The sequence below is a fragment of the Cyclobacterium lianum genome (genome assembly GCF_900143075.1).
In the GTDB taxonomy this organism is placed as follows: Bacteria; Bacteroidota; Bacteroidia; order Cytophagales; family Cyclobacteriaceae; genus Cyclobacterium; species Cyclobacterium lianum.
In genome coordinates this window covers 41,313-51,723 of sequence record NZ_FRCY01000006.1, presented here as the reverse complement: position 1 = coordinate 51,723, position 10,411 = coordinate 41,313, and the positions used below count along the sequence as shown (strand labels likewise).

General features: G+C 46.7%; 7 protein-coding genes. All 7 read left to right on the top strand.

Annotated features, from left to right (window positions below):
• Window positions 1–384 precede the first annotated feature (384 nt).
• The 7 genes from cysN (at window position 385) to BUB19_RS11465 (ending at window position 10,215) form a co-directional block, all read left to right on the top strand.
• Window positions 385–1,644, top strand: a complete 1,260-nt coding sequence (gene cysN, locus BUB19_RS11495) for a sulfate adenylyltransferase subunit CysN (protein WP_073094707.1) — start codon at window positions 385–387, stop codon at window positions 1,642–1,644.
• 305 nt (window positions 1,645–1,949) lie between these two features.
• Window positions 1,950–2,321, top strand: a complete 372-nt coding sequence (locus tag BUB19_RS11490) for a four helix bundle protein (protein ID WP_073094706.1) — start codon at window positions 1,950–1,952, stop codon at window positions 2,319–2,321.
• 307 nt (window positions 2,322–2,628) lie between these two features.
• A complete protein-coding gene (cysQ, locus tag BUB19_RS11485) occupies window positions 2,629–3,384 on the top strand; it encodes a 3'(2'),5'-bisphosphate nucleotidase CysQ (protein WP_073094705.1) in 756 nt (251 codons plus the stop codon).
• A 355-nt stretch (window positions 3,385–3,739) separates the two neighbouring features.
• A complete protein-coding gene (locus BUB19_RS11480; RefSeq protein WP_084097213.1) occupies window positions 3,740–4,555 on the top strand; it encodes a polysaccharide biosynthesis/export family protein in 816 nt (271 codons plus the stop codon).
• 1,056 nt (window positions 4,556–5,611) lie between these two features.
• Entirely contained in the window at window positions 5,612–6,001 is a 390-nt protein-coding gene (locus BUB19_RS11475) for a four helix bundle protein (protein WP_073094704.1), read from the top strand.
• A gap of 654 nt (window positions 6,002–6,655) precedes the next feature.
• Window positions 6,656–7,969, top strand: a complete 1,314-nt coding sequence (locus BUB19_RS11470; protein ID WP_073094703.1) for a nucleotide sugar dehydrogenase — start codon at window positions 6,656–6,658, stop codon at window positions 7,967–7,969.
• A 1,031-nt stretch (window positions 7,970–9,000) separates the two neighbouring features.
• Window positions 9,001–10,215 carry an ATP-binding protein gene (locus BUB19_RS11465; RefSeq protein WP_073094702.1) on the top strand — a complete coding sequence of 405 codons (1,215 nt, stop codon included), beginning with the start codon at window positions 9,001–9,003 and terminating at the stop codon, window positions 10,213–10,215.
• Window positions 10,216–10,411 lie beyond the last annotated feature (196 nt).

The following is a 10,411-nucleotide window of genomic DNA, read 5'->3' as shown; positions in this document are numbered from 1 at the left end:
AGCTCCCAAAGTGATAATTAACTTTGTGTTCTCTGTGGTTCTTTGTGCCCTTTGTGACGAAAAAAAAGAAGTCACAGAGCACACAGAGGATGCACAAAGCACCCGAAGGGCTAATTAAAAAAGCTTTGTGTTCTCTGAGGTTCTTTGAGTTCTTTGTGACGAAAAAAAGGAGGTGACAGAGCGCATAGAGCATGCACAAAGCATCCGAAGGGGTGATTAAAAAAGCTTTGTGTTCTCTGTGGTTCTTTGTGCCCTTTTTGACGAAAAAAAGAAGTCACCGAGCGCACAGAGGATGCAAAAAGACCCCGAGGGGCAACAAAAAACCCTTTGAGTCATTCATGACTAAATAAAATACGAGACTGATATTAGAAATATAAAACTAGCATGAGCATACAGGAAACCAATCAATTGTTGAGATTTACCACAGCCGGCTCTGTGGACGATGGGAAAAGCACCCTGATCGGAAGGCTTTTATTCGACTCCAAGTCTATTTTTGAAGACCAGATTGCAGCGGTCAAAACCTCCAGTGAAAAAAAGGGCTTTGACTATGTAGACCTCTCTCTGCTGACCGACGGGCTCAAGTCGGAAAGGGAACAAGGCATTACCATAGATGTAGCCTACCGGTATTTCGCCACGCCCAAGCGAAAATTTATCATTGCCGACACACCCGGACACATCCAATATACCCGGAACATGGTGACGGGTGCTTCCACCGCCAATCTGGCCATTATCCTGATCGATGCGAGAAAAGGACTGCTGGAACAAACCTACCGGCATTCCTTTATTGCCTCCCTGCTCAAGATCCCCCATGTGATCGTCTGTGTCAACAAAATGGACCTGGTGGATTATGATGAAGCCGTTTACGAGCAGATCATCAAGGACTACAAAGCCTTTGCCAGCAAGATGGAAATCAAGGATGTACATTTTGTGCCCATATCGGCGCTCAAAGGTGACAATGTGGTAGACCGGACCAAAAATATGGAATGGTATGAAGGGCCTACCTTACTTTACCTGCTGGAAAACGTGCACATTGCCTCTGACCTGAACCATATCGACTGCCGGTTTCCGGTGCAGATGGTGATCCGCCCACATACCCACGAGCACCAGGATTTCAGAGGCTATGCCGGCCGTATAGAAGGAGGGATTTTCAAACCTGGCGACGATGTCAAGGTGCTTCCCTCAGGCTTTACCTCCAAAGTCAAAAGCATAGAACTGGACGGGCAGCCCATTACGGAAGCATTTTCCCCCATGTCGGTGACCATGACCCTGGAGGACGAGTTGGACATCAGCCGGGGCGACATGCTGGTAAGGCCCAATAATGTGCCCAAAGTGGATCAGGACCTGGATGTAATGGTATGCTGGATGAGCCAGAAAAAACTGGCCGGACGGACCAAATTGCTGGTCAGGCATACCACCAAAGAATGCCAGGCCATGGTAAAGGAGATTCTTTACCGGGTGGATGTCAATACCCTTCACCGGGAAGAAGGGGTGGCCGAAATCGGCATGAATGACATCGCCCGCATCAGCCTGCGCACCGCGCAGCCATTGTTTATGGATGCCTATCGCCGCAACCGCCAGACCGGCTCCATCATCCTCATCGACCCCAATACCAACGAAACCGTCGCCGCCGGGATGATTATTTAGCGTGCATCGCTTCGAACTTTTTGGGTCACAGCGCACCCAGAGCATGCACAACGCACCCAAAGGGAAAAAAACTCTTTGAGTCCTTGGTGACGAAAAAAGGAGGTCACAGCGCACGGAGAGGAAGAGACTTTGAGACGAAGAGACAAGGGGACTGAGAGACAGGGCGACAAAGTGACTGGGAGAGGGGCTGACCTGGAGACTTGGTGACCGGGAGAAAAAAAAGGAAATCAGGGTCAGAGATAGGAAGTGGATATAGAACATCGGCACACATTTCCCCATAAACACCTGGTCTAAACGTACTGCTTATGAAAATCAGGTCTCACGAAGATTTAGATGTTTTCCAATTGGCTTTTGAAGCTGCAATGGAAATCTTTGAAATTTCTAAAAATTTCCCGAAAGAAGAGAAATTCTCTTTAACAGATCAAATTAGAAGGTCTTCCCGGTCTGTATGTTCCAATATTTCGGAGGGTTTCAGGAAGCGAAAATACCCCAAATCATTTGTTGCGAAACTTATAGACAGCGAGGGAGAGGCTGCGGAGACCATGACCTGGCTAAAGTTTGCTTATTCCTGTGAGTATATAAGTATAGAAGTTAGTAACCGCATTTCCGAGAAATATCATAATATTTTAGGGAAATTGGTAAACATGGGAAGAAATCCGCAGCAGTGGCAGTATTAGCGGAGACTGAGTGACTTTGAGAGGGGGAGACGGGGAGACTTAGAGACTTGGAGACGGGGAGATTTCGAGACGGGGAGACTTAGAGACTTGGAGACGGGGAGATTTCGAGACGGGGAGACGTAGAGACTTGGAGACGTAGAGACGGGGAGACTTAGTGACTTAGAGACGTAGAGATGGGGAGACTTAGTGACTTAGTGACTTAGAGAGGGGGAGACTTAGAGACCGGGAGATCTCCCTTATTCCCCAAGTCCCTCGTCCCTTAGTCCCTCAGTCCCTTCGTCATAATTATAAAAAAAGGCCAAAAAATATGATAGACCTACCAGACCTTACGAAAACAGCGCTTACTTCCGCCAAATTAGCAGGCCAGGAAATACTCAGGATATACCATACGGCTGACTTTGGGGTGGAGATGAAAAGCGACGATTCCCCCCTCACGCTGGCCGATAAGGCCGCCCATAAAGTCATCATGGCCCAGTTGGAGGCCACCGGCCTGCCGGTACTTTCCGAAGAAGGAAGAGACATCCCCTGGTCCGAGCGCAAAGACTGGGAATACTTCTGGATGGTGGATCCCCTGGATGGCACCAAGGAGTTTATCAAAAAGAACGGTGAGTTTACCGTCAACATCGCCCTGATCCACCGGGATACGCCGGTCATGGGGGTGGTCTATGCCCCGGTGCTGGATATCATGTATTGGGGCAGCGCCGGGGAAGGCGCCTGGAAACAATCTGGCAAAGATGCCCCAAAGGCCTTGAATCCGGCCGCGAAAGGCAGCATCCGTGCCATTGTAGCGAGCAGATCCCACCTGAGTCCCGAGACCCAGGAGGTCATCGACCGCTACCCGGATGCAGAAGTCATCAGCATGGGGTCTTCCCTGAAGTTTATGCTGCTGGCCGAGGGCAGGGCGCAGCTCTATCCCCGCTTTGCACCCACCATGGAATGGGACACCGCCGCAGCACATGGCATCCTGCTTGCCCTGGGCTATACCGTCAGGAAAACAGATGCCGACAGCCCACTGGTCTACAATAAGGAAAATCTCCTGAATCCCTGGTTTATATGCAGTTAGCGGAGCTGTTCGGGATTTGCAATCCCGAACCCAGATACCGCAGGATTTGCAATCCTGCTATCGCGACCGTCAAGAATTAACCATCCGCTAAACTGACCCCGGACCCGCTCGGGGATTACAAATCCCGCGGAGCAGATCTAAACAATGAACCATTTAAACCCTTTACCCATTCCTCCCCCCACTTCGCCCGGCTAAAAGCCTATTTTTTCTTTTCTTTATCTCAGGCCTTCCCACAACCAAAAGTTTAAAATATAATTTTTCACGCCCACAGTGAAAAAATGCAGCTACCGTTTTTTTGCTGCCCGGCTTTTAAATATATTTGCCTCCGTTTACGAAGTTTTCTTATTCCCTATAAATGAAAATCCTTAAGTTTCTACTTTTTGCTGCTTCGGTGGTATCTCTGACAGCCTCCTGTATTTCCAACGAACGCATCATTTACCTCCAGGAAACAGACGAAAGCATACCCCTCTACACGGAAGGCGAACTGGTACCCAACAGCACCGAGGAATATTACCTGCAGTACAACGACGTGGTAGACATCAATATCAAAACCACCTCCCCCGAACTCAATGAAATTTTTGGCATCGCCGGGGACGAGTCGGTCAGAATGAATATGGCACAGGGAGCACAAAATGGTGGCGATATCTTCTTTATCAACGGCTATACGGTGGATGAAAACGGGCAGGTCGAACTGCCCCTGCTCGGGGAAATAGACCTGCTGGGACTCACCACCAAGCAGGCGCAAAGCAAGATCGAAAGCCAGCTACGTGCCTATGTCAACGAGGAAGACTTCTTCGTGCGGGTACGCCTGGGCGGGGTACGCTTTTCCGCCCTGGGCGAATTTAACCGCAGCGGCAATTTTACCATACTCCAAAACCGGATCAGTATCTTTCAGGCCATCGCCCATGCCGGCGACATGACCACCACCGCCAAGCGCAACGAAGTAGTACTTATCCGCCAATACCCCGAGGGGACCAAGTCCTTTCGGATCAACCTGAATGACAAAAGAATTGTAGAATCTGAGTTTTATTTTATCCGCCCCAACGACCTGCTGTACGCCGAGCCGATGAAAATCCGCGAACTGGGTACAGGCGTCAACTTCGTGCAGACCTTCCAGCTGGCCGTGACCACCTTGTCCGCGGTGTTGCTGGTGCTGAATGCCATCAGGTAGATACAGAAACCCTTATTTTCCTGAAAAGAAGGTTGCGGATTAACCGTTCTATTTATTTTTTTGCACATATTTTCCATACACCCTACTGGGCCCCGCAGTAAAAAATGGGACTCAGGAGGCGAAGCTGTGCCCCAGCTAGTGGTGCTGATCAGGCTGAGCGGTGGAATAGCGATGTTTGGCAGTTGCGCTTAATTGGTAGTCGAACCGTTGTAGTTAAGGGTTAATGGTAGGAAAAGTGGTGAGTTGCATAGTACAGTTTTCGTATAATTGAGGTTAAATTGAGTGGAACCGTCGATGTTGAGGGTTAATTGGCTCGGGATGCGATGAATAGTTGCAACGAATTGATTTGCAGGGAAGTTGGTTAGAAGTGGAGGCAAGGAGGTTAATATGGATCGAATCAGTCTGAGTAGTTGAGACGGATTGAATAGGAGTCGAGCTTATTAGTAGTGGAATCGTGGATGTTAAGGGTTAAAATGGCTCGAGACGGGCTGAGGAGTAGAAAAGGGTTGTTTAGCTATCGTCCTTATGTACGGTTAAACCGTGGTTGTTAAGGGTTAATAGGATGCGGAAGGGCTGAGATGTTGAGACGAGTTGTTTTGCAGTTGAGCTTGTTAGTAGTGGAATTGTGGTTGTTAAGGGTTAAAGGTGCAGGAAAGGGGCTAAGGGAATCAAGGTTGCTTCTTTGCATTGGTGTTAGTTTTAAGTAGAAGCATGGTTGTTAAGGGTTAGACGATAGCCTCCCCAAAAATCCCATGGATTTTTGGCTCACACTTAACCTTAACAAACGTAGAAATCAGCTCAAATACACTCCAGCCGGGCAACACCCCGCTACCGCGATAACGACCAGAAACAAGGCTCTTAACCCTTAACCCTTAACCCTTAACCCTTAACAAAGCTACTACTAGGTTCAACTACACTCCAGCCGGACAACACACCACTGCAACCATAACGACCAAAAACAAGCCCCTTAACTCTTAACAATTTTCCCATTAAGCCTAACGACATCTCAGCCGGGCAACCCCCTGCTACCACATTAAAAACCAAAACTCAGCTTCTATGGCTTCTATTTCGTCGTTTGAAGACCTTCATGTTTGGCAAGAGGCAAGAGAGCTTTGTAAATATATCCGGGAACTTACCAAAATAATTCCTTTTAAAGACGATTACAGATTTTGTTCCCAAATAAATGCAGCGTCCGGATCGGTAATGGATAATATTGCCGAAGGATTTGAAAGGGATGGGAATAGGGAGTTTATTAACTTTCTTTACATTGCTAAAGGATCAAATGGAGAAGTCAGATCCCAGTCATACAGGGCCTTCGATGCTGGGTTTATCACAGAAGAAGAACTGGATTTGTTACTTCTAAAAACACATAATCTCAAAATAAAACTTAGTAATTTAATAATAACACTTAAAAATAGTGGAGGGAAGGGCTATAAGAAGCGCTAAGCGGACCGGGTCGTTTAGACGGTCTCTTTTTCTGTTAGCCGTATTAGTAGTGGAACCGTGGTGGTTAAGGGTTAACATGGCTCGGGACGGGCTGAGAGTTTGAAAAGGGCTGTTTTGCTGTTGGCCTTGTTAGTAGTCGAACCGTGGTAGTTAAGGGTTAAAGTGGTTCGGAAGGGCTGAGATGTTGAGACGAGTTGTTTTGCAGTTGAGCTTGTTAGTAGTGGAATTGTGGATGTTAAGGGTTAAAGGTGCAGGAAAGGGGCTGGGGGAATCAAGGTTGCTTCTTTGCATTGGTGTTAGTTTTAAGTAGAAGCATGGTTGTAAGGGTTAGACGATAGCCTCCACAAAAATCCCATGGATTTTTGGCTCACACTTAACCTTAACAAACGTAGAAATCAGCTCAAATACACTCCAGCCGGGCAACACCCCGCTACCGCAATAACGACCAGAAACAAGGCTCCTAACTCTTAACCCTTAACAAAGCTACTAATAGGTTCAACTACACTTTAGCCGGACAACACCCCGCTACCACGTTAACCACCAGAAACCAGCCCCTTAACCCTTAACCCTTAACCCTTAACCCATAAAAACTTTGAGAATTTCATATATTTGCAAAAAAATATTTTTCATTCAAACTAAATCACTATTTAATCTATGACAACAGCACCATTAACACCCCTCGCTGAAGCAAAAATTGCCGTAATCGGCCTGGGCTATGTGGGATTGCCCCTGGCCGTTGAATTTGCCAAAAAATTTCCCGTTATCGGATTCGATATCTCCGAAAAAAGAGTCAAAGAACTCAATGCCGGAAAAGACGGCACCCTGGAAGTAGCCGACGATGACCTCAAAGCAGTGCTGGTCGGCAAGCCAGAGCCCGGAAAGAAAGGGCTGCACAATACCTGCGATCCCGCACAACTGGCCGACTGCCAGATCTATGTGGTCACCGTGCCTACCCCCACCGACCGGCACAACCGCCCCGTGCTCACCCCCATGCTCAAGGCCTCCGAGACCATCGGAAAATGCCTCAAAAAAGGGGATGTGGTCATCTATGAATCTACGGTCTATCCCGGAGTGACGGAAGAAGAATGTGTTCCCGTACTGGAAAAAGTCAGCGGACTGCGCTACAACGAAGACTTCTATGCCGGCTATTCCCCCGAACGCATCAACCCCGGAGACAAGGAACATACCGTGGCCAAGATCCTGAAGGTCACCTCAGGCTCCACCCCCGAAGTGGCCGATTATGTAGACAGCCTGTACCGGGAGGTGATCGTTGCCGGCACCCACAAGGCCAGCAGCATCAAGGTGGCCGAAGCGGCCAAGGTGATCGAAAACTCCCAGCGCGACATCAACATTGCCTTTGTCAATGAACTGTCCAAGATCTTTAACCTGCTGCAGATCGATACCCATGAGGTGCTGGCAGCAGCAGGTACCAAGTGGAATTTCCTGCCCTTCAAACCGGGCCTGGTAGGCGGGCACTGCATCAGCGTGGATCCCTTTTACCTGGCGCAGAAGGCCCAGGAGGTAGGCTACCATCCGGAGATCATCCTGGCCGGCCGCCGGCTCAACGACTCCATGGGCAAGCATGTGGCCACCGAGGTGATCAAGCACATGATGCGCAAAGACCTGAAAGTGATCGACTCCAAGGTGCTGATCCTGGGCTTTACCTTTAAGGAGGACTGCCCCGATGTGCGCAATACCCGCGTGATAGACATCTACCAGGAGCTGCGTGCCTTTGACATGGATGTAGATGTATACGATCCCTGGGCCAGCAAGGAAGAAGTATCTCACGAATACGGACTGGAGATCATCGACGGGGACAACTGTCCCAATATCGAAGATTACTCCGCCATTGTACTTGCCGTCGCCCACCAGAAATTCAGATCCCTCCCCATCCGGAAAAACCAGGACCTGGTCGTGTTTGATGTGAAAGCGGTGTTGGATAAGGATAAGGTGGATGCGAGGCTTTAGCGCCGGAGGCGCTGGTTAATGAGGCTCGGAATCGGCTGAGGGGTCAGGACGAGATGTTTGGCAGTTGAGCTTGTTGGTAGTGGAATCGTGGTTGTTAAGGGTTAATATGGTTCGGACTGGGCTGAGAGTTTGAAAAGGGCTGTTTTGCTTTTAGCCTTGTTAGTAGTCGAACCGTGGCAGTTAAGGGTTAAAATGATGCTGATCGGGCTGAGTGGTGGCGAGGAGATGTCTGGCAGTTGAGCTTATTGGTAATTGAACCGTGATAGTTAAGGGTTAATGTGGCTCGGAATGGGCATTGGAGTATTTAGGGGCTGATTTGCAGGGGAACTGGTTTGGAATGGAGACGTGGTTGTGAAGGGTTAATATGGTTCGAGACGGGCTGAGGAGATGAAAAGAGCTGATTAGCTATTGTCATTATGTACAGCCGAGCCGTGGTGGTTAAGGGTTAAAATGGTTCGAAACGGTCTGAGCTGTTGATACGGTTTGCTTTGCAGTTGAGCCGGATAGAAGTGGAGACGTGGTTGTTTAGGGTTAAAATGGTGCTGATCGGGCTGATTGGTGGAATGGAGATGTTTGGCAGTTGAGCTTATTGGTAGTTGAACCGTTGTTGTTAAGGGTTAAAGGTGCTGGAAAGGGGCTGAGGGAATCAAGGTTGCTGTTTGGCATTGGTGCTTGTTTTAGGTTGAATCGTGGTTGTTAAGGGTTAAACAATAGTAAACCCAAAAATCCTTTGGATTTTTGCACAACCGCTTAACCCTTAACAACTTTCCCATTTAGCCTAACGACATCTCAGCAGGGCAACACCCCGCTACCACAATAACCACCAGACACAAGGCTCTTAACCCTTAACAATCCTAGAAATCAGCTCAACTAAAGCTTAGCCGGGCAACACCCCACTACCACAACAACAACCAGGAATCAGCCTCTTAACCCTTAACAAATCCAGTAGTTACAATAAAGGGGCTATTTTTTATGGTTATAACCCTAAAATGTAATATGAAAATCAATATATTTAGGGATATATCCCGAAAATGATTAGAAGGAATAATTATATTGACAAGTTAAGGCGTTTCATTGGAAAGCCTCAAATTAAAATTATAACAGGGATAAGGCGATCTGGTAAATCAACAGTATTGAAGCTTCTTACTGAAGAGTTGATTCAAAGTGGGGTAAAAGCTTCTCAAATCACCTATATCAATTTTGAAAGTTTTGCCAATTCAAATCTTACCAAGGCCAACAGTTTATATGAGGAAGTAAAAGGCCGCATTAATCCTACCGGTAAAAACTATTTACTCTTTGATGAAATTCAGGAAGTTCAGAATTGGGAAAAGGCGGTTAATTCTTTCATGGTAGATTTTGATGTAGACATTTACATTACTGGATCTAATTCACATTTATTGTCTTCGGATCTTTCTACTTTTTTAGCGGGTAGATATGTTGAAATTCCTATTTTCACATTGTCGTTTTCGGAGTTTATAGATTTTAAAAAATCTTATTCAGAAATTTCAGGAGATCACAGGACCCTTTTTGTGGAATACCTTAGGAAAGGAGGTTTTCCTGTAATCCATACATTGGATTACGATGAAGAAACAGCCTATCAGGTAGTAAGCGATATTTATGATTCTGTAATCCTGAGAGATACGGTTCAACGACATAAGATCAGAGACATTGAGCTTTTGAATAGGGTCATCCAATATGCATTTGACAATATCGGTAATACCTTTTCAGGGAAAAACGTGGCTGATTATTTTAAGAGTCAGCAACGAAAAATTGATATCAATACAGTATATAATTACCTTTCAGCGCTAGAAGGAGCATTTATTTTGTACAGGGTATCCAGGTATGATTTGAAGGGAAAAGAAATCCTGAAAACACAGGAAAAATTTTATCTGGCAGATATTTCCTTGCTTTATGCGACGATGGGTTATAGGGATAGGGTGATTTCCGGTGTCTTGGAAAATATTGTTTTTCTTGAACTTAAGCGGAGGGGTTTTAAAGTGTTCGTTGGTAAATTTGACCAGAGAGAGATTGATTTTGTGGCGGAGAATAAAGAGAAGAAAATTTATATTCAGGTAACCTACAAATTAGAAAGCAAGGAAACGATTGAACGAGAATTTGCTGCCTTATTACCTATAGATGACCACCATCCCAAGTACGTAGTCTCTATGGACGACTTCTTTAAAGATGAGATCCAGGGAATTAAACATAGACATATAAGCGAATTTTTACTTGCCAGTGAATGGTAACGTTCAATGTGGCTCGGAATGGGCTGAGTAGTGGAGATGGAATGATTTGCTGTTGAGCTGGATAGAAGTGGAGAGATCGTTGTTAATGTGGTTCGAAATGGACTGAGTAGTTTAGACGGGCTCTTTTGCTGTTTGCCTTTTTAGTAGTCGAACCTTGGTTGTTAAGGGTTAATATGGTTCGAGACGGGCTGAGGAG

Bases quoted from the DNA above. Each gene is read 5' to 3' on its own strand.
- BUB19_RS11470 (WP_073094703.1), top strand. From the start codon at position 6,656: ATGACAACAGCACCATTAACACCCCTCGCTGAAGCAAAAATTGCCGTA.
- BUB19_RS11475 (WP_073094704.1), top strand. From the start codon at position 5,612: ATGGCTTCTATTTCGTCGTTTGAAGACCTTCATGTTTGGCAAGAGGCA.
- cysN (WP_073094707.1), top strand. From the start codon at position 385: ATGAGCATACAGGAAACCAATCAATTGTTGAGATTTACCACAGCCGGC.
- BUB19_RS11465 (WP_073094702.1), top strand. From the start codon at position 9,001: ATGATTAGAAGGAATAATTATATTGACAAGTTAAGGCGTTTCATTGGA.
- BUB19_RS11490 (WP_073094706.1), top strand. From the start codon at position 1,950: ATGAAAATCAGGTCTCACGAAGATTTAGATGTTTTCCAATTGGCTTTT.
- BUB19_RS11480 (WP_084097213.1), top strand. From the start codon at position 3,740: ATGAAAATCCTTAAGTTTCTACTTTTTGCTGCTTCGGTGGTATCTCTG.
- cysQ (WP_073094705.1), top strand. From the start codon at position 2,629: ATGATAGACCTACCAGACCTTACGAAAACAGCGCTTACTTCCGCCAAA.